This is a genomic window from Flavisolibacter tropicus (genome assembly GCF_001644645.1).
Classification (GTDB): domain Bacteria; phylum Bacteroidota; class Bacteroidia; order Chitinophagales; family Chitinophagaceae; genus Flavisolibacter; species Flavisolibacter tropicus.
Genome location: NZ_CP011390.1, coordinates 5261512 through 5283878 on the forward strand (window position 1 = coordinate 5261512; position 22367 = coordinate 5283878).

Sequence of the window (22367 nt, forward strand, 5' to 3'; positions counted from 1 at the left end):
CCTGACCTTATGCAAAAGTTTTACAAACAATTGATCATTGCTGTTTTCTTTGCCATTTTCTGCTCTATAACTACAGTGGCGCAGCCCATAAAAGTGGAATTGAAAATTACTAAGCTAAGCGCAAACTATACAGACGGAAGTAGCAATGGAAGTCGGTTCCGTTTTCAAGCATATACTTCATCATCTCTTATTTATCCTTGTATTAAGCGACCTGAAAGTTTTACATCGAGTGAAAGTATTTTACTATATCCAATTTGGTTGCCTAATGTTGCTACTGCCTTTAACATAGTAATGACCACGCATAATGAGCGTAAAGACGGTAGTGATGATTGCACTGCACAAGATATTTCTGATGTAAGTTTTAAAAAGCCTGATCTGCATGAGGCCTCGAGCTCCCCATTTAGTGTCGTATTAAGAAATTATGCTCCTGGAAAGTTTGTGCCATTAGAAAGGATAGAAGTAAACTTTGAGGGAACAAAAACATATGCTGATTTAGAGATTCGTTATACAATTCCAACACCAGAAACACCTATTATTTCCGGGACGGACTTTTGTGCAGATAATTTGATATCACTTAATACAGTTGTTAAGCCTAACCCTAGTGAATTACGATACGAATGGCAGTATGCTTTACCAGAGGAGGATTATGAAATACCTAATCCGGCTAAGGATCCACGGAATACTTATGATTCTTGGATGGGGGAATGTGGCCATTGGGAAACTGTTTGTGATATAGATCCTTGGGATGGTCGAGAAACTTGCAATGATGTTTGGTTTTCAGCAAATGATTGTGATCTGCCGACTACTGTTATGACACATTCTTGGCGAGCATTATCTATTGGAAACTCGCCGTACGACAATTTTGCTGTTTTTACTCCATTGAATCAAATATTTGGAGGCACGCTAACTGAGAAGAGAAATGCTTCTTTCCGTGTGCGGGCAGTAAGTGGTGAAGGACAGTACAGTGAATGGTCAGCTGAGAAACCACTTACATTTCTACCACCAGCGCCTGTAGCTGATAAAAGTAAATTCATCATTAAACCATCTTGTTCCTTCGATGCTACAGGAAGCATTACGATTCCGGCAGGTGCACTCCAATCTCAAAGTGGTCAGATCCGCTGGATTTTAAAAGCCGGGGAGCGTAATTCGGAACCTTGTAATGGGGAAGATTGCGGAGCATCCTATGTAGATGGGAGTGGTGGAGCTATTAATGTACCTACAGGAAGTGAAAAAATTGAAATTAGTGGTTTGGCAAAAGGCGGGTACACACTTTTGGTGCTAAATCCTGGCAGCACCTCTGGTAGTTGCTATAAGGCAGTTACAGAAATTTTTGTAGCTGGCCTGCCAGACCTGCAACTCGTACAAGATGCAGCCAGTAATGTTTCCTGCTTTGGGGGATCGAATGGTAGCTTTAAAGTGCATGCTACAGGAGGCGATGCATCCAGTGGTTATCAATTTAAACTGACCGCTACTGCTAATACACATTTAAATACTGATTTTGCTACAATGCCTGGCGGGGTATGGGAGCTATCAGGCTTGCCTGCTGATACCTATCGCATTGACTTAAAAAATACTTGTTCTCCAATTAAGTCAATTACTATAACCATCACTCAGCCTGCTGAGATAAAGGCTGAAATAAGTAACCGGCAACCTACCTGTAATACTCCATCTGATGGACGCATTACAGCTAATGTTACACAAGGTGATGGTAATTATGTGTACCAACTTTGGAAAGATGGCACTTTGGTTAGTGAAACTACTTCTACAGCAACCAATCAGACATGGGAGGCTTTAACCACTGGATCATATACTGTAAAAGTGTTAGATGCTGATCGTATTTCCTGTGCTGGCTGGCTTGGTACAACTACCTTGTCTGCTCCACCAGCTATTGATATCAATACCTTATCTATAGGAGGAGTTTCATGCTTTGGTGGTAATGATGGCAAGCTGGCGTTTACAGCAAAAGGAGGTAAAAGAAGCTATAGCTATCAGCTACAGGAAATATCAACCAGTAGCAATACTGCAAATACCATAGGTGTGTTTACTGGATTATTAGCTGGAAATTATGAGCTAACTATTACTAATGAGCCAGCTGCAGGCTGTATAGATAATTTTGTGAAGACCATTGTTGTGCCACAGCGTGATCCTTTGGATGTAAGCTTGAACGCTACTTCAATAAGTTGTAAAGGAGAGGCAGACGGAAGAATTAGTGCTACTGCTACGGGAGGTTCTGGTAACTATGAATACCAATGGCAATATTGGGATGGCGCTAGTTGGAAGAGCAATCCTTTCTGGTTCAGCACCGATACTGAAATTACAGCATTGGAGCCAGGTCGTTATCGTCTTACCATTAAGGACCGCGAGAGTGCTATTGATTGTAGTATTACATCTGGAGAGGTATTGATCACAGAGCCCACGCAACTTAAGATTGACAATATAACCATTAGCGATGCTGTATGTAAAGCAGATGGCGCGCGTATTGCCATGGCCGCCAGTGGGGGGAGTAGCGGATACCAGTACTATTATACTATTGACGGAGGGGCAACCTATACTGGTTTTTCTGGTAGCACGCCACTACATACTACTGGTTCTTATGCGCTGAAAGTGATCGATAGCAAAGGTTGTTGGGTGGAGAGCGATAGAGCGTATTCTGTGCTAGTGCCATCTGTTGCCTTAGGTTTTTCTACTACACTTTCCAATTTCAATGGTTGGCAAATTAGTTGTAAAGGTGCTGCTGACGGGCAGATAACCATTGCTGCAACCGGTGGTAATGAGGGTGGCTATAGTGGTTACTCCTATAAATTAAACAGTGGGGCATTCCAGACTAGTAATGTATTTGACCATTTGACTGCTGGTACGTATACCGTTACGGTTCGCGATGGCAGAGGATGTGAAGTTGTGAAGACCCTTACCTTGAAGGAGCCAGAAACATTAGGATTAGCTATTTCTAAAACCGATATTAATTGTTTTGACGCCAGTACCGGCGCTATCAATGCTACTATAGAAGGCGGTACTGCCGCCTATACATTAAAACTGAATGGGACAGCTGTAGTGCCTGGTATGTTCAATAACTTAATAGCAGGCGACTATACTTATATGCTGCAAGATGCCAATGGCTGTTCCTTTACCACCACCGTTACGCTGGTAAATAAGTTCCCAGCCTTAACCATAACCCGCGTAAAGGCTGCCGATATCAAATGCTTTGGCGAAAAGACGAATATTGAAGTAACGCCCGCGGGTGGTAATGGTGTGTATAGCTATGCCTATAGTGATAATGATGGCGTTACCTGGAAACCCTTTACCGCTGCTACGCTGTTTTCAGCAGGCACTTATAAAGTTCGTGTAACAGATGGTGTTGGTTGCACTACAACTTATGCAGACCCTGTTGTTATTACAGCACCAACGGAAGCATTAGACTTTACGTATACCTTATCAGATTATAATGGAAATAATATTTCTTGTTTTGGTGGCAGCAATGGCTGGGCAGCGTTGACCGCAACGGGTGGTAATGGAAGCGCTTATACGGGCTATGCCTTTGCCCTGGATGCAGGGGCTTTTCAAGACGCTCCATTATTAAATAGTATAAATGCCGGTGCACACCAGCTACAGGTAAAAGATGGAAGAGGATGTATTGTAAGTAAAACAATAACCTTCACACAGTCTACAGTAGCGTTGTCTGTGGCGCTGGTGAGTAAGCAGGATGTGACCTGCCAGCATGATAAGAATGGCGCCATTACCGTAAAAGGGACAGGCGGGACCGGCTTATTGCGTTATGCCTTGAATGGTGATACGCCACAAGACGCTGCTGTATTTACAGGGCTGGCAGAGGGTACATATACTGTATCGGTTATAGATGCCAACAACTGTAGTAACACTATTACTGTAACGATTGGTACTGTGCATACACCTATCGTTATTAATAGCGTAACAGTTAACGATATTGTTTGCAAAGGCGATAAGGGTCGTGTATTGATGACGGCGACGGGTGGCAGTGGTAGTGTCTTTTTTGAATATGCTGGCGATGACATGCTTTACAAGGTATTTACCAGTGGTGCTTCTTTTGCTGCAGGGCAATATCAGTTACATGCAAAAGATGCAGCCGGTTGTATACAGCCATGGGCTACGCCGGTTATCATAACAGAGCCAGCCACACCACTCAGCTTTACTACAACGCTTTCCGACTATAATGGCGTTAATATTTCTTGTGTAGGTCAGCGTGATGGCGAGATTCAACTAACACCTTCTGGTGGTAATGATCATACCTATAATGGCTACATGTATGCCTTGAATGGTGGTGCCTTTGCTGGTAGCTCACTGTTTACCAACCTGGCAGAAGGCATCTATCAACTGCGGGTGAAAGATGGAAGGGGGTGCGTGGTGCAGCAGGACGTTACTTTACGGCAGCCGACTGCCAGTCTTACACTGAGAGTGGTGCGTAAAACGGATGTTCTTTGCGCTGGTGCGGCAACAGGTTTGGTAGAGCTGGAAGCGCTTGGAGGGACAGCGCCTTATCGTTATAGTAAAGATGGTGTGACCTTCCAGTCATCATCAATCGTTGCCAACCTGTATGCAGGTACTTATGGCTTTACGGTGCAGGACGCTAATGGTTGTCAGCAGTTGCTTACTGTTACTGCTGTAGATAAGTATCCCGCATTAATGGCTACACACACGATGCTGCCGGTAAACTGTTTTAACGGTAGTGATGGCCAGGTGCAGCTAACTGTAAAGGGTGGCTTGGCTCCTTATTCTTATCTGTGGAGTGGTACTGCGCAAACAACACAACATTTGCAAAACGTGCCGGCAGGTACTTATACCGTAATCCTCAAAGATGCTGTTGGGTGTGAGTTGTCGCATACGGCTGCCGTTACTCAACCCATAGCAGCACTTACCGCTACATTAGCCACCAAGCCTGCCTGTGCTGGTAGTACAGGTGGACGCATAGCGGTAAAGGTTAATGGAGGTTCACCGCCTTACCAATATTCAATTGATAATGGCAATAGCTTTCAGGAAGAACCATTATTTACTTCACTTATAGCCGGCGCTTATGCTGTGGTTGTAAAGGACAAAAATGGTTGTACGTATAAAACAAGTGTGGTTGTTGCGCCTGCCAATGAAATGCCAACGGTCAACTTCCTGGTAGCTACGCGGCAAAATGCCTTAGATACATTAGTGATCCGGGAGGTATCCGTACCAGCTCCCGATTCTGTATCCTGGGCATTTGATCCAGCAGCTATAGTAATTAAGGCTGATGGGGTAATGCCACAAATACGTTTCCGCGAGCCTGGATCCTACTGGGTAACCATGACAGGCTATTTTAAAGGATGTGATTATACTTTACGTAAGACCATTGAAGTCAGGCCCTATGATCCGATTGCTGGACCGGTAACTCAGACGCCTGTGCGTATAATCGATACTGTGACATTGACACCGAATCCAAACGGCGGGCAGTTTGATGTGCAGGTACGCCTTGGTCGCAAGCAGAAGGTTATTTTGCAGGTACTGCAAATGGGAACCGGTAATGAATTAATGCGGAAAAATTATGAAGGCACCTTGCTTATTGAAGACCGCTTCTCGCTTGGCAATGTAGCCGGTGGCACTTATGTATTACGTGTTATTACAGAAAACGATAGCCAGGACGTGCTCTTCATCATTGCCCGTTAAGGAAACCAATCAAACTAATCAACATGCAGTCCGTACACACCATATATCGTAAAACGAGGTCTATCAGCCGGAAACGGCTGGTAGCTCGTTTTCTCAACCTGGTTCTTTTTAATTTATTCTTATCCTTTTTCACCTCGTCACAAACTATTCATCCTGTAACGACAGCGGTGCAGCTGGTGCCGCCTTATAGTGTGTACCTGCCGGACTATGCTGCTTCCGGGACGGACAAGCTGCGGGTGATCCTGACGCTGAATGACATCACCCAGTCTTCCTACCAGGTGAAGCTGGCTATAAAAGTGGAACTCAATGGGCGGCTGATCTTACAAACAGATCCCGCCTTTCAGCCGCAACCGATAGTGCTTATGCCGTGGCAGCCTGTGATAATTTCCGGTGCTATCTTAAGTGACTATTTGTCTACGGCTAATCTGCAATTTGCTGGTGGGTTTTCCCGAGAAAACTATGAACGCACCAAAGCGCTCCCTGAAGGCACTTATAAGATCAGTTTTACAGCTTATGACTATAACCGCCAAGTGCCGGTAAGTAATGAAGGCTATAATGTGTTCTTTTTCAAAAAGAGTGAGCCGCCTGTTTTGAACCTGCCTTTTCATAAAAGCCGTGTAGAGAGCAAGCAACCACAGTTCATGACATTCTCTTGGAGTGACAGAAATACTCCCGCTCTTCAAAGCGGTGCCTGGAATCGACCTTCTTACCGTTTTGAACTCTTTGAAGTACGCCCGGCAGGTAGTAATCCGGAATACATTGTACGCAGTAGTAAACCGCTTTTCAGTACTACTACCGATGCGGCCACTTTGATCTACGGCCCTGCGGAGCCCCTGTTGCAGGATAGTATGGAGTATGTGTGGCGGGTGCAGGCCATTGACCGGGAGGGCCGGGAAGCCTATAGCAATGGAGGCTATTCTCAAGCCTATTTATTTACGTACGGCGGTCAAGATCCGTTCATGTTAAATAATATTGGTCGGCCTGTATTGAATGGCGAAGCCTTAGGAGAGCGGAGTGGACATTGGAATTGGAAAGTCTCTAACCAAAGTAAGGTAGAAGGATGGAAGATTCAATATAGAAAGTCCGCAGCCAATGGACAACAGTCTATAACCGACGCAGAACAGTGGACGTGGAATACCGAAGAGACCTCAGACACAGTATTCTCACTGTTTAACTTAGAAGGTGACCATACTTACGAAGCACGTGTGCAGGCCCGGGTGAAAGGGATCTATGGGCCTTGGAGCGACATCGCTAAATTCCATACCTCACCAAAACGAGTATTTGAGTGTGGGCAACAATATGATCAACAACCCTTAGATAATGCACAGCCGCTGCAAGTGGCTACTGCTGGTATGATCATACGGGTCGGGGATTTTGACATGCAGCTCCTAAAAGTAGAAGGTAGTAGTGGTTTCTTTTCTGGCTATGGTGCAATAACTACTCCACTGTTAGGTTTTCAGGTGAATGTTAAGTTTACGGGTATTGGCATCAATGATAAACTGGTGATGACCTCGGGGGAGGTAGTGGCATTGAGTGAGCCGATGGAGGAGTGGGTGAATGAGCGCCTGGAAGTGCAAAAAGATGTACAGGTGATCAAGGGCTGGGGGGAAACGATGCCTGACTTTGAAGCGGCTTCGCTGGAGGCGTTACAGGACTTTGTTCAAGAACTATTGGGTATAGAAGATGGCATTTGGAACGACACCTATGTGTATAGCGAAAAAGAGCGGGCCGAAGTCAAGGGCTATATCGGGGAGGTAAAAGCCGCGGTGCAGGAACTTAGTGACAGCGACTCCTCCAATGATGGGGCGGCAGCCACCAAGCTGCGGAAGACCTTACAAGCGGCAAAACCGCTCTTGCAAAAGCTCTCTGATAATATTGGCAAAGGCGTACTGGTGAGATTAGGGCTGATACGGGATGAATTATATACGACGCTAATTGAAGAACACATTCAAATACTAGAGCAGGCTACAACTGAGACAGTCCAAGAATCGGCTAGTCATGATAAAGGACCGAACATCAACCTTTACGATTGGATAACAGGTAACCCTACTTGTTGGGATAACTATCCCCAAGATAAGAAGTTGGCCATATTGGCATTCTTAAAGAAACACCGTAAGGACAAAAGCCTCTTTGAGGACTTTAAACAGGCATTGGATGCCGCGATCCGGCAAGAAGAAGCCATCCATAAAAGTATTGAGGAATTAGAAAAGTACGTGGAAGAATGGCGTAAAGATCACCCCGGTGAGCAAAAGAAGGTGTCTGATATTGTGGGCAACCTGCAAGCGTGGATTGGGGTGAATCGCGATTACTTCTGTGGCATTATTACTACTCTCTGGCAACGAGCACAACTTGCAGGGAAGTTTGCTGACGAACACACCCCTGTAATCCATAAAATCAGCTCTATTGCTGCAGCGAAGCTATGGAACAATGAGTTGAGTCAGTGGTTAAGTCAGCATGCCATCAGTGCCAAAGTCTATTTGCACAAGGTAGCTGGGAGCGACGTGGACATCCGGCAGGCGGCAGGCAGTAAAACAGTTGGAAAGGATGACGCGGCCAAAGAGTTTGATGAGGGTGCGTTTAGTCAAAACGTGGCCTTATGGATAGAGCACAATGAACAAACCGGGGAGATGGAAGTGTACCTGAAGTTCCGCAACGGCTACTTACAGCCGCCCCAATTTGCCAAGGGTAGAAGTGGAGATTGGTTTGCCCAGAAAATCATTGACCGCATAAACAAGAAGTTAGCGAGAAGCAATTGGGATCAGCCTATTTTACGAAAACAGGAATTAGCTGGAGATATAGATGGGCGCTACCGTAGTGAGGAAATGGATGTACTGCAATGGGCAGTTTTTGGTATGGAGGAGTTAGGGTATGTAGTTAATAAAGCCGAGATCAACCCTCATTTGTGGAATGATATAGATGATAAAGCAGCCTATAGTAAGAGCGTGCTTAATGTATGGGCTCCCATAGCGGCCGGTGGCGATCAGGGGCTCCAGGAAGTAAAAGACCTGTATGAACTGGTAGACTTTGCGGGCGAAGTGATTGAAAACCCATCGGTGGTCAAAGACATTTACAACAGTGTGACCAGCCTCTCGTATGAAGATATCAAGGGGATGGTGCAAAAGGCCTATGAGGAAAAAAAGGCGCAGTATGAAAAGGGTGGTACTGTGATGCAGTACCATACGACCCGCGATGGCATACAAGCTGTAATGATAGTAGCAGCTGCCGCGAAAAACCTGCCCGGTATCATAAAAAAGGGAGGCAATGTCCTGCAAAATCTTAAGCAGCTATTGAAGGAAATCCCCCATGCCGATGTAAAAGCCAAAATCAGAAACCTGGATCAGCTATTGGCGCAAAAGTTTATGGAGGCTTTTGAGGGGGTGGATAATAAACTCAAAGAGTTGCTAAAGGCCAACCCCAAGGTATTTGATGCCTGGGAAAGAGTGGCAAAGGCTGATGTGGAAGGGTTAGAGTTGAAAGTGAAAAAGTTTCCTGTAAATAGTAAGCGACCAGATGTTTATAACGCAGCTAAGGAATACCAAAAGAAGTTTAGTGGTGATGCAGACCTGAGTTTTGATTTGGATGGAGTAAGTTTTGATGATTTCAAAGACGGTGTCTTATTAGATGCCAAATTCGGTTATGGTAAAAGTGTATTTATAAAAAGTATTGACGATTTTGAAGAATATTCAATTGAGGTTATTAATAAAAGTTTAGCAGATAAATTAATTGAACAGGCAAGACGTCAACTTTTAGTTGCTAGTAAAAAGGGTCTAAAAGTCGAATGGAGAGTATCAAACCGGTTAGCTGAAAATGGAATAACAGAACTATTTACTAAAGAAGCCTTAAATAATCCTTTATTCAAAAACATTAAAATTGTGTTCGAAAAACCGTAATTCGATTATGAAGAATCAATTTTTTATATCACTAAATTGGGATGACCGGAAGTTAAATCTAATGGAGGTTTCGGAGCTGCTTGCATCTTTTCTTATTTGGATTGCTAGGTATGATATCCACTTTTTGAAAATGAATATGTTAATGAAGGGCAAAGATGATGTTGTTATAAATACTATTGAATTAGAAAAGAGTGGGACTTTAATAAACTTAATACAACAGTGTTTATACGAGAATAAAGAGGTGGAATTAAAAGATATTGGCAAAGAGTATCTTTTGAATTCAAAATTTGAAGAAGAGGTTGGATTTACTACTACATTTTATAGTGGAGGAGTTGAGCTTGAACAGTTTGTTTTTAAAGTGACAACAGGAGCGTATGATTTTCCCGGTAACGGAGTCTTTATTGATTTTCCTAATTCTTTTTCTTCAAGCTTTGAATGGTATTTCAACTTATTTAAAAACTTAGTTGAGTTCTTTAATCCTAAATGGGGAGCAGTACTTCTTAAGTTTATGATAAAAGAGCATTTGCCGTTTAGACCACCTGGCTATATTACTTACTATTCTAATTCAGTTAAAGTCCCTGACTTGCCAAGTTGGGTTAATATTGATCGCGGTAAAAATGGACGCATTCTAACACTAGATCATGAAAACATTCTTAGTAATAAAGCTACTTACCAAAAGTACAAACAATTGATAATGGACCTCGTGGCTTTATTTAGATAGTATATGAAGATATTGCTTAAGCCATGGATATGTTTGGGAATCAGTTTTATCCTCTGTGAGCTCCCCTTATTTTAGTGCCAGGGTCAGTTAGAGTTTTTTGCGGCGTTGTTGGTGTTCTATTTATGTGGTCTCTATTCTCAAAGCGACCTACACCAACAACTGGATTGGAAAGACTGATGTACAGTAAGTTGGGGGATTGGCAAAACCAATAACAGGTGCAGTTTTTTAACATAACTAACAGTTCTTGCATTTAGCTGTTGGTGCAGCTACCGCACGAGGCTAGACGAAACACCAACAGCGGCGTAAAAGGATCGAACTATAACCTTATTATTAAACCAATAAAGCCATAATGAAACAAATAGATAAACTGATTTTAAAGGAAGTAAAGGGATCATTTAAAAGGTTAGGATATGAGCAGAAAGAAAAAGATAGACTGTATTTTATAAAACAAACAGAAGCCGGTTGTGAGCAAATAGGTATCGTAACCACCTATTGGGCAGGTGAATACAACGGCTTTTTTCTACTGAGCAAGAGAGTCAATGCTATTGAGAGCTGGCTATGGAGTTACAAAAATGAAATCGGAATTAGAAGTATAAAGGATGACATCGATGTTACAATTTCTTTTAGCATGAAGTATATGTGCCCTGCTATAGCAGGGAAACTAAACGAGATACGTCAGCTAACCATTAATCCAAGCCCTGAAGGTATTGCTTCATTTTGTCAATTGGTGGTAGAGACAATCGAGAATAAAGCAATGCCACTAGCCGATCAGTTTAATGATATTCATTTTCTAGAACAACAGATACGCTCGGCCTTAAAGGATTACAGCGACTTCTCTGTAAAAAATAAAGAAGACAACTTATACAGCTTTTTAAATCGATTAGGACACAATTTCCGAATGCTAGTAATTGCCAAGCTGGCTGGTGTAGCGGATTATGAAATGATTTATGAAAAGTTACTAGACGAATCCGTTAAGTGGGCTAATGAAAAGGCTTTTTTTAAAGACTATCCTTCAGTGATGCAAAGTTTGTATCAAGACTTAGCATAACAGCTTAAACAAGCCTTTACAACCGTTAAGCCTTTCCTGAGGAAAAGATATAGTATGTCTATGATTCAGAAACGACGACATTCTTTGAAATAATAAGTAAGTAGCATATAGTAGCAACTCACTATGGTTTAATATGATTGGCTGGTTATTAAGATGAAATAGATGTGTAAATGAAAAATCTGCAAAAAGTAATAGCCCAAAAGCTGGCGGAGCAATTAAACAATTATGGGTTTGTCTATAAAAATAAAAATAGCTTGGTTAAAGATGACGATGTGTTTTTTACAGAAATAGGATTAGACTCTTATTCTAATGGAACAAGTTATTATTTCACGCTAATAATAATACGCACCTTCAAGCGAATGGAAAAAATGATTGCTCCCAAGCTTGATATAGTGGATAAGATGCGAAGGCTGGGTAGCTCCTCAGAGACATTGCGTTTTGATGAAAATACTGTAAGGGGCATCTATAATGTTGGAACAAGATATGGTTTTGAGCCTACAGAAGCAGGTATTGAGAAGCTAATGGGAGATGTGCTGTATGTATTTAAGCACAAATTTTTTCCTTTATTGAACACGTTACAATCTTATGAAGATCTGCATGCCTTTATTAATACACCACCCGAGTATTATGAATATAATTGTAAGTATTTCAGCTTCGATGGTGGTATACTGTTTCGAAAGATGATTGTTGCTAAGCTGGTTAATAAAGACTATGATGCTGTTTGTGATTGGGTATTGAATGATATGATTGAGCAACGAATGAAAGCAGCCGATAAAGACCAGTATGAAAGATATAAGGGGGTTTATTATGATCTTAAAGAGCAACTAGATAAAGGCGAGTATTAAGTATCAATACTCTTTACTGTCTGTATAGGTAAGGAGCATCAAGATATTTACGCCTTTGTTGGTGTTCTGCGCCGGGTTATGTGGATAGGCTTCACCAACAAAAGCGCTGTAGTTCTTTGACATCAGTATGAGCTGTCATTATTGGCTGTTGGTGCAGCTACCGCACAGGGCTCTCCGAAACACCAACAGGGGCATAAAAATCAGTGCTGCTGCAGCTCAGAAGCTTTGGAACAGCCCGCTGAGCCAGTGGTTCAGCCAGCATGCCCTCAACGCCAAAGTCTATTGGCACAAGGTAGCTGGGAGCGACGTGGACATCCGGCAGGCGGCCGGAAATCAAACAGCAGGAAGGGAGGCGGCGGCCAAAGAGTTTGATGAGGGTGCGTTTAGCCAAAACGTGGCCATCTGGATAGAGCACAATGAACAAACCGGGGAGATGGAAGTGTACCTGAAGTTCCGCAACGGCTACTTGCAGCCGACCCAATTTGCCAAGGGGAGAAGCGGAGATTGGTTTGCCCGCAAAATCATTGACCGCCTTAACCAAAAGCTGGCGAGCAGCAATTGGGACCAACCAATATTAAACAAACAGGAAATACCGGGTGGAGCGGATGGTCGCTACCGTAGTGAGGAAATGAATGTGCTGCAATGGGCCGCATTTGGTATGGAAGAACTCGGTTATGTGGTCAATAAAGCCGAGATCAACCCTCATTTATGGAATGATATCGATGATAAAGCAGCTTATAGTAAGAGTGCGCTTAATGTATGGGCTCCCATAGCGGCCGGTGGCGATCAGGGGCTCCAGGAAGTAAAAGACCTGTATGAACTGGTAGACTTTGCAGGCGAAGTGATTGAAAACCCATCGGTGGTCAAAGACATTTACAACAGTGTGACCAGCCTCTCGTATGAAGATATCAAGGGGATGGTGCAAAAGGCCTATGAGGAAAAAAAGGCGCAGTATGAAAAGGGTGGTACTGTGATGCAGTACCATACGACCCGCGATGGCATACAAGCTGTAATGATAGTAGCAGCTGCCGCGAAAAACCTGCCCGGTATCATAAAAAAGGGAGGCAATGTCCTGCAAAATCTTAAGCAGCTATTGAAGGAAATTCCCCATGCCGATGTAAAAGCCAAAATATCTAATCTTAGTTCAGAGCTGATTACCAGATTTGTCGAAGATTTTGGAAATGCCAGCACAAATTTATTAAAGCGATTAAAAGAAGACCCGTTTGTTTTTGATGATTGGTATGGTTCTTTGCAGTCTGGTTTTAAACGTATTAATGTTAATGGTAGATTAGACCAGTTTGGGGAATATGCCATAGAAAGCATCAATAATACTAAGCTCAAATGGAAAAAGTTAAATGGTAAAATTGATTTTGGAGATAGAAAGGATTTGAGAAAAGTACTTAACCTTACAGATGAAGGGATGGAAGCGCATCATAAGCTTCCTTGGAAGGTTTGTGAAAATAATCGAGTTATCCAAGAAGCGGCTAAAAATGGTTTCCATCCGAATATGCCTGAAAATGGAATAAGTCTGTCGAAATATAAGGCGGGAGACTTAGATGAAGTAGGGCTTCATGCAAATCATCCTAAGTATGATGAATGGGTAAATAAAAAATTGAATGAATGGAGTGCTTCAAAGGGTAATAGATTTACGCCAGATGAAGCAAATCAATTTATACAACAAGAATTAATACCAGATTTAGATGAACTAATAAATGCAGCAAAAAGTTCAAATAAAAATTTGAATGACTTTTTTAGGGACTTGTTTTAAACAAAAACACAATGGAGTTTTACATATTAGATAACGCAAATGAACCTAGTATTACAGGTAACGTATATCCTCAGGTAGCAAACTATCGAAATTGGTGTTATGACAATTATGAGTATATCGTTTCACAGCTTACCCCTGATCAACTGCCCGAAAAAGATTTTTCTCTTGATTATTTAGAGCTTGATACTAAGGCAGTTTTAACTGATTTTATATCAGTATATAATCCTATTTGGGGATTTATAATTAGTGATAAAGCCAAAGAAGTATTTGATGGTTGCAATTTGCCTATTCACAAGTACTTCAAAACTATATTGAAGGGTCAAGAGTTAATTTATACAAATTATAATTGGCTTTATTTGGTTTCTGAAGTTGGCCATAAGGTTGATTTTAAAATGTCAAGCTTCAAATTGATGAAAGGATTTTTATCAAAACAAATTGATGAAAGGGGCTTTTCGTCGGTAAATGAAATTGCGGAATTTCAGAAGTTGAATAGCAGAATGAGAATTCTCCCAAACAAAGTTTATATCCAATCTAGCGATGTTTCGACTGATATTTTTAAGATTGGCATGTTCAATTTTGATTGGATTGTTACTAAGAAACTAGTCGATAATCTAAAAAGTAAAGGTGTTACAGGTTATATAGCAAAGAAAGTTGATTGGTTATATACAATTTAATGATTTATTATAATATCTAACCCTATATATAGCTCAAAGAGTTAAAGGGGATTTGTATTGATATTAACAACTTGTAAAGATGGGCGTTAGTATTTCACTCTTACTAACATCTGCTGTATTGAATAAAGGTCCAAAAGCGAGTTATTGGAAAAACTTTATCTAGATAAACTCAAAATACTAAACAGTATATAAAAAAAACAATATGATAAACTAGTAGAATATTTTTTGCGCCGTTGTTGGTGTTCTATTTATATGGTCTCTGTACTCAAAGCGACCTACACCAACAGCTGGATGGAAAGAATGTTGTGCGGTAAGTAGGGTGATTGGCAACACCAATAACAGGTGCAGTTTTTTGCCATAACTAACAATTTTTGCATTCAGCTGTTAGTGAAGGCAACCACGCAGGGCTAAACGAAACATCAACAGCGGCGTAAAAGGATCGAACTATAACCTTATTATTAAACCAATAAAGCCATAATGAAACAAATAGATAAGCAGATATTGAAAGTGATAAAAAAAACATTTGAAGAATTAGGCTTCCAACAGAAAGAAAAGGACTTACTCTCTTTTAAAAAGATGACGGAAGCTGGCTTTGAACATATAAGTATTGTAACGGCTTACTGGGCGGGAGAATATAATGGATCTTTCGGTTATGCCAAAAGGCTTGATGTAGTTGAAAGTCCACTATGGAAATATAGAGAGCAGATCAGATCTAATTATAGAGAGGATATTGATGTTACCTTATTTTTTAGCATGAAATATATGGATTCTGCTATAGCGAGGAAACTAAATGAAATGCATCAGCTAACCATTGATCCCAGCCCTGAAGGCATTGCTTCATTTTGCCAGTTGGTAACGGATACAATCGTAAATAAAGCAATGCCTTTGGCCGATCAGTTTAATGATATTCAATTTCTAGAACAGCAGATACGTGTTGCTTTAAAAGAGTATAGTGACTTTTCTAATGAGAATAAAGAAGCAAACTTGCTCAGTTTTGTGAATCGTTTGGGACATAACTTCCGGATGCTAGTAATTGCTAAGCTAACTAGTGTAGCGGATTATGAAATGATTTATGAAAAGTTGCTAGATGAATCCGTTAAGTGGGCAAACGAAGATGAATTTTTTAAAGACTACCCTTTTGTAATGAAAAGCTTGTATAAAGGGTTAAGCTAGGAGTACACTGCATCTTATCAGATACTAGTCTTCCATATGTATGCGGTTGTGTACACTGGATTGCATCATGATTTTAGCTCTTTTACTAACCTATGCTAAAGGAAAAGCCCACTATAGTGGTACGTGTCATTCAGGAAGCAAAAGCTCTCATGTAAAGCCAAGCGTAAATAGTGGCTAATTGTAGCTTTTTGCAAAAGAAAGACCATTTTCTCATCTGGTTGTTGCTTAGGCTAGCGTTATAGGATAACCGGTATACTAATAGCAGCGTAACTGTGGGCAGTAATGAAATGATTAAAATATTGTAACTCTTTTTTTAAAACCAAAACCAATTATTATGAAGAAAGCAGTGAAGCTTCTCTTTGTGTTATCTCTGTTTAGTCTGTTTGCTACGTCTTGTAAAAAAGACAAAGATGACCAGTCTTCTATTGTTGGCAAATGGGGTTTATTTGAAGAGACCGTAAAAACCTATCTTAACGGCAATCTTTCTAATAGCAGCACAGAGCCTGTAAATTCTACAAACAAGGAATTGTATTATACTTTGGAATTTAAAGCCGACGGTAAATATGTAATCGAATATATAGATGAAGCTCCTGAAAGTGGCTCATATCGTATTGAAGGTGCTAAAGCCTACATTAAAGGGGATGGACAAACTAGTAAAAAGGCCTTAGATTGGAGTGTTAACAACAACGAGTTAACCATAACTATCATCGACGAATCTGCCGGTCAAGGGAGCAATTTCCGTAAAGAGTATATTTCAAAATACAAAAAGAAGTAAGTAACATCAACTAATAAAGAGTGCTTTCTTACCGGGCGCTCTTTATCTGGTAATACCAGTTTTAACCATTACCTATTTTGACTAATAAATACCCTATCGTAAATGTGTATTCAGACGTTGGGCCTATACCTGTCAATAGAGTTCTGTATAGAAAAGAATAACCAAAAGCTTTATACTTCATTAAGGATTAATAAAAGTCTATTTCAAAACCAAAACTAACTACAATGAAAACAAACAATATCTTACCCCTATTATTACTTGTTGTATCAACAACAACTGCTTTTGCTCAAAACAAGAAAGCGATGATGCGCCTGAATCTTCTCCATTAGAAGAAGTAAACGGCTATGTGATTACGACAAAAGGTGATATTCTTTATGGAAAGATATCAACATCGAAAAGGGGCCGTGGTGGAACCTGAAAAACGTAAAAGAAACAACCGCAGATGGCAAGGCTGCAAATACACAATGGATGCTGCCAGTTACAAAGTAATTGCATACTCCGGCACCTCCACTATTCATTGAGCTAGTTCCGATAAATACATTACTAGTTCAATCTTGCTATTGATTCGTTTAACCAAAACTATCCCAAAACTATGAAGCGATGCTATAAATACTTTTTACTTTTAACACTCAGTAGTACTTACGCTACTGCTACCTGTGCACAGGCGCTAGACCAGCTAGGTATAAAAAAGGGCGTCAAGATTAATGGCTCTGTTAGTGCCAATACAGTGGCTTATATGGCTGCCGGTATTGATTCACGAAGAGATCCCTTTAATTGGTTCTTGCAAGGCAACTTGAATCTTTCGTTGTTTGGTTATAGCATGCCCTTTTCGTTTAGTTACAGCAACCAGAATAGAAGCTTTTCGCAGCCTTTTAACCGATTTCAGTTTGCTCCGTCGTATAAGTGGGCTAAGGCTTACTTGGGTACTACAAGTATGGCATTTAGCAATTACACTCTGGCGGGGCATATGTTTGATGGTGTAGGAGTGGAATTAAGTCCCGGAAAGTGGCGAGTGTCTGTTATGCAAGGACGACTGCTAAAAGCCGTGCCTTTTGATATTGCGAATAAAGAATCTTATAACAGCGCGGCCTTTGAAAGAAAAGGGTATGGTATAAAGGCAGGATTTGATAATAATGGTAACAGTTACAGTTTCAGTTTGTTTAAAGCTCTTGACAATGTCGGTTCACTAGAGTTTATACCTATTGATGCTACGCTTAGCCCAAAAGAGAATGTAGCAGCAGCAGTAGCCGTTCGGCAAACCATCTGGAAGCGACTCTTTATGGATATGGAGTATTCAGTTTCTGCATTGAATAGAGATGTCCGTTCTTCGAAATCTGTTGAAGATAGTAGTAGCAATAAGGGACAGTATAATTTTTTAAAATCGTGGTTATCACCTACTCAAACAACTACCTATTTTGATGCTTTGCAATCAGGCATTGGATTTACTGGAAATTTTTATAATGTGCAGTTGCGTTATGAAAGAGTGGCGCCGGGCTATACCACGCTAGGAGCCTACAATGTAATTAATGACTTGCGGAATATAACAGTTGCGCCTACACTACAACTGTTTAGCGGACGCTTGAACTTAGCTGCCAACGCTGGTGTGCAGGACAATAACTTGGATAGGGATAAGGCAAGTACTACACATCGTTGGGTTGGAAGTGGTAACCTAAGCTTTATGCCTAATGAGAAATGGCTGTTCAATACATCCTATTCCAACTTTAGTACAATTACACGTGTGCGTCCGTTAACAGATCCTTTTTTTAATAATCCACTCGATTCACTGAACTTCTACCAGGTAAATACAACCTACAATGGCATGGCATCTTATAGCTTTGGTAGTAAAGAAGTAAAGCATAGCATGATGACTAACCTAAGTTATCAAAAGGCTAGTGATAAGCAATGGCAGCCACAAAGCCAGCAACAGCAGATAAGTGCTTTTTATACTGGCAATATAGGGTATACCTACAACTTGATTCCCAAAGGGTTTTCTTTAACGGCAGGAGGCAACTATTATGTTCAAGAAGCGCCTGATATGCAAACAACATTCCTGGGGCCTTCCATTAATGCCAGTAGGGTATTAATGAAAAAGAAATTACGTTTGAGTACTTCATCGGCCTACAATATTACACATGCTACTATAAGCGGTGCTTCTACTAAGAGTGCTGTATGGAATGCCGGTTTTCAGGCGTCGTTTGCACCTAAAGCGAGAGAAACAACAAGTGTTACTGATAGTGAGAAGAAGAAGGGCATTAATGGGAAGCATGCTATCAATGTTGCCGTTAATTATTTAAACCAATCAGCAGTGGCTAACCGCCCCTCCTTTAGCGAGCTGACTGCTACTGTAGGCTATAATTGGAGCTTTTAAGCAGTGTAGTAGTAGTGTGTAAACGTTTCGTTTTCGTTTGCAACAGTTTATAAGTATCTGCAAAAGCATTTATGAATAAACTCTTTTTGAAATGCAGTAGTTTCAATTATATAATTGAGGATTGTAGTTTTGTTAGTACTAATAAACTGCCATGCTTTCCAACCCTATTAAATTTATTGCCGGCTTTTTGCTTTTGTTCTCTTTGTATCATGCTGCTGAATACTTCGTTTTGTTTACGTATAACCCAGGAGCCTTTCTAGCGTTTCAATTAGTGTTTTTTATAGCAGCTTGGATGTTGGCTAAATGGCAAGGTTACAATGGCCCGGCAGCTTGGGGATTAGATTTGAGAAAAGGTTGGTTCATTAATTTACTACTCGGCATGGTAATGGGATTGGTGCTCTATGGCGGAACGTTTGCTATAAGTACTTGGTTAAAAAGCGAGGAAGTGTTTCAGGTGCCTTCTCTCAAAGACATCTGGCCACAATTGGCACTCTTTGGTTTCGGTACGTTATTCTCATCGTTTTCAGAAGATGTACTTACTCGAGGATACTTGTATAAACATTTAGCCAATAAAACATCCGCATTGGCTTTTGCATTGATTTCTTCAATAATCTATTTGTTAAACCATATTTATCGGTTAGGCGATGGGGCGGCAACCTTGTCTTATATTTTCTTACTAGGTGTTCTATTCGTTATACCTGTTTTATTAACCAAGCGCCTTTGGCTTACTGGTGGTATGCATTGGATTGGTAACACAACCTTTTTTTATACCCATACTATCATGTCTGTAAAAGATGGAACTGGGAGCTTATTGCCTAATACTATTTTTTGTATTTGTATACTTGTTTTTATCCCAATGGTTGTATTAGTCATTCACTTATGTAAGGGGCAATTAATTTATAATGGGGGCGATACACAAAAAAACTTCACAGTTACTGATGCTGCATAATGGCAAGTGTATATAAGAGATATCTTCTCAACACAGTATGCTATTGGTTTGGTTCAGTTTTAAAGGAGATATGATATTTTGATTGCCAATGCACATGAATGTCCTGTTAAAGCGTATTCTCCTCCCTAAAAAGCTAAGTGATTAATTAAATAAAGCAGGTAAACTATTGCAATGATTCCAATTGCAGATGTAGTAGCGTTAATGGCTAGCCGAACTTTTCGATTATGGTTTGATTTGCTGATCATTTTACTACAGGTTTAAGAATGGTGGTCATTGTGTTCTTATACCGGGTACGATCAGTTGGTTCGTTTGTATAGGATAAAAAGGTAAAAGCTAATCCAGTTGGATAAATGAGCGCTAATTGGTTTTCAGAAGTGTACTACTTAAATTCTTATAGGGGAGTGGGAGTGGAAAACTTGAAAAACAAGTGCTAAAGAATAGCTTTTCAAGCCTGATGGTTTGTTACAGATGAAGGTAATAATGAATGAGCATTTATACAATAGGTCAAGAAAAAATACTAGTAATTGAAATCGCTATTCATTACAATGAGCGTTGGAGTAAATAAATATGTTTTTCTAGGTGTTAAACATACAGGTTACAATACAGCCTTTTCCCGGCTCGCTTTGAATATATAATTGGCCGTTAAGGGCTTCAGCCCGTGTGGTCATGTTGGTAATGCCGATTCCCTGGCGTTGCAGTTTTATATCGAAACCTTGGCCATCGTCCTCTATACGTAAAGTAATTAAGTATGGCTCATTAGTAATATCTACTTTAGCATGTTTTGCATTGGCATGGCGCAATATATTGGATAGCTGTTCCTGTAAAATTCTATAGATACCTAAATGCAGCTCGGTGGGTAATGCGTTTTCTTTTGTGCCAAACCCTATAACCTTCAGTTTTATTTTTAGTTTATTGGTATCGGTAATCGATTTGATCAGTTCTTGTATTGATTCTTTAAAACTAATATCACCCAATGTGGGTGCAGAAAGCGACCGCGAAATGGCCCTGATCTCGTTGATGCAGTCAGTAATGTATTGAATAGATCTTTGTTGTAGTTCCAAGGTGTTAACCTCATTACTGAGCCCCATTTCCAAATAAAGCTTAACTGTTGTAAGCACCTGATTTACATTGTCGTGTAGTTCCCTACTAATTTTGGCTCTTTCTTTTTCTTGTGCGTCTATTACAGCTCTGGTTAAAAATCGTTTGTGAAGTTCTTTTTCAATTTCCAGTCGTTTTTCCAATAAAACCTTTTCGGTTATGTCTTGCGAAACACCTCTAAGCTTAATTATGGCACCTAGTTCGTTTCTAATGATGGTGTAGATGGTATTTACATAAATAGTGCTGCCGTCTGGTTTTACAAAACGTAGTACGTATTCTGATTTATCTTGTGTTTTAAAAGAAGACAATTCTTTCCATAAAGAGGCTTTGTCTTCGGGATATACAAGTTGGCTAAATTTTTCCATAGAAGGCACCCCAAATGTCACTTTATCCAATTCGAACATTGTATACATACTATCCGACCAATAAATCGATTGGTCTTGTAAATTATATTCCCAGTAGCCCAATTTGGCAATTTCCTGTGCTTTCTCGAGCTTCTCGTGCTGATCTGCTATTACATGTGCTTTTTGCTTCCTTTCAGTTATATCACGGCCAATGGCATAGGCAATTTGTTCATTTGGTTCATATATAGTTGACCACTCCATTTCTACAAGAGTGCCGTCTTTTCGTACGTACCGGTTTTCGAAATTGGAAACGAATTTTCCTTCTGCGATGGCTTGATGTGTTACCTGTAAGGTATGCTCTAAATCACCTTCATAGATAAGATCAAATATGTTACACCCAATTAGTTCTTCTGGTTGATAGCCCCAAATTGTAGTAGATGCTTTACTAACCATTAAAAAAAGACCTTGTGCATCCAGAATGCAGATTACATCTATTGATAAATTGAATAGCTTGTGGAAAGAGTGTAGTTCAGCGACTTGATGTGGCATTGCTATGCTTCTTCTTCAATATATGTAATATTTGTAACATAACCTTAGATCGAAACTATGGAGGCGTAAGGAAGGGAAATAGCTGATGAATGCTAAGAGAATGAAAGAGAGAAAAGAGGAAAGAAGAATATTGAACAAGGAACAAGGAAGGAAGAATAATGAAGGAATGTTCAATGCGCAATATTCAATGTTCAAGGCACAAAGTCCAAGGTGCAAGGAGGAATGTTGGAACGGGGATTGAGGGAGATGAAGGGAGGCGGCGTAAAGGTGAGCTGTATTTTGTATCTTTATAGCCTTCTCTTTTGGAACAGTTTCAGCTCTTCTTATTGCATTTTTTTTTACTATTTCTTGTTTATTTATCATGGCTACCGGTTAGCTCAGTACGGGCTAAGATACGGGTGAGGTAGGGCTCAGGTAGGGCCGAGGTACGGGTGAGGTACGGGTGAACCTACAGGTTCCCTACAGACTCATAGGACGTTACATAGGCTTTACTATGAGGTTAGG

12 protein-coding genes are annotated in these 22367 nt (G+C 40.6%); 11 read left to right on the forward strand and 1 reads right to left on the reverse strand.

From position 1 onward, the window contains the following. The first annotated feature begins 9 nt into the window (after positions 1-9). The 11 genes from SY85_RS22480 (at position 10) to SY85_RS22530 (ending at position 19872) form a co-directional block, all read left to right on the forward strand. Positions 10-5661, forward strand: a complete 5652-nt coding sequence (locus SY85_RS22480; protein WP_066407972.1) for a SprB repeat-containing protein — start codon at positions 10-12, stop codon at positions 5659-5661. A 23-nt stretch (positions 5662-5684) separates the two neighbouring features. After that, a complete protein-coding gene (locus SY85_RS22485) occupies positions 5685-9551 on the forward strand; it encodes a Tox-REase-5 domain-containing protein (protein ID WP_066407975.1) in 3867 nt (1288 codons plus the stop codon). A 7-nt stretch (positions 9552-9558) separates the two neighbouring features. Beyond that, positions 9559-10272, forward strand: coding sequence for a hypothetical protein (locus tag SY85_RS22490; protein WP_066407978.1), 714 nt, complete (start codon positions 9559-9561; stop codon positions 10270-10272). Between the two features lie 349 nt (positions 10273-10621). Continuing rightward, positions 10622-11320 (forward strand): hypothetical protein, encoded by a 699-nt coding sequence (locus SY85_RS22495; protein ID WP_066407985.1) that lies wholly within the window; start codon positions 10622-10624, stop codon positions 11318-11320. Positions 11321-11490: 170 nt separating this feature from the next. After that, complete coding sequence (locus tag SY85_RS22500) at positions 11491-12165, forward strand: hypothetical protein (protein WP_066407987.1); 675 nt, start codon at positions 11491-11493, stop codon at positions 12163-12165. Positions 12166-12292: 127 nt separating this feature from the next. After that, positions 12293-13933 (forward strand): AHH domain-containing protein, encoded by a 1641-nt coding sequence (locus SY85_RS22505; protein WP_066407988.1) that lies wholly within the window; start codon positions 12293-12295, stop codon positions 13931-13933. A gap of 11 nt (positions 13934-13944) precedes the next feature. Beyond that, complete coding sequence (locus SY85_RS22510; RefSeq protein WP_066407990.1) at positions 13945-14607, forward strand: hypothetical protein; 663 nt, start codon at positions 13945-13947, stop codon at positions 14605-14607. Between the two features lie 477 nt (positions 14608-15084). Next, positions 15085-15780, forward strand: coding sequence for a hypothetical protein (locus SY85_RS22515; protein ID WP_066407991.1), 696 nt, complete (start codon positions 15085-15087; stop codon positions 15778-15780). A 334-nt stretch (positions 15781-16114) separates the two neighbouring features. Continuing rightward, positions 16115-16555 (forward strand): lipocalin family protein, encoded by a 441-nt coding sequence (locus SY85_RS22520; protein WP_066407997.1) that lies wholly within the window; start codon positions 16115-16117, stop codon positions 16553-16555. A 592-nt stretch (positions 16556-17147) separates the two neighbouring features. Continuing rightward, positions 17148-18923: a hypothetical protein gene (locus tag SY85_RS22525; RefSeq protein WP_066407999.1), complete on the forward strand. Its 1776-nt coding sequence runs from the start codon at positions 17148-17150 to the stop codon at positions 18921-18923. Positions 18924-19074: 151 nt separating this feature from the next. Beyond that, positions 19075-19872: a CPBP family intramembrane glutamic endopeptidase gene (locus SY85_RS22530; protein WP_066408002.1), complete on the forward strand. Its 798-nt coding sequence runs from the start codon at positions 19075-19077 to the stop codon at positions 19870-19872. Between the two features lie 575 nt (positions 19873-20447). Here SY85_RS22530 and SY85_RS22535 read toward each other — a convergent pair. Continuing rightward, a complete protein-coding gene (locus SY85_RS22535; RefSeq protein ID WP_066408004.1) occupies positions 20448-21863 on the reverse strand; it encodes a PAS domain-containing sensor histidine kinase in 1416 nt (471 codons plus the stop codon). Positions 21864-22367: the final 504 nt, after the last annotated feature.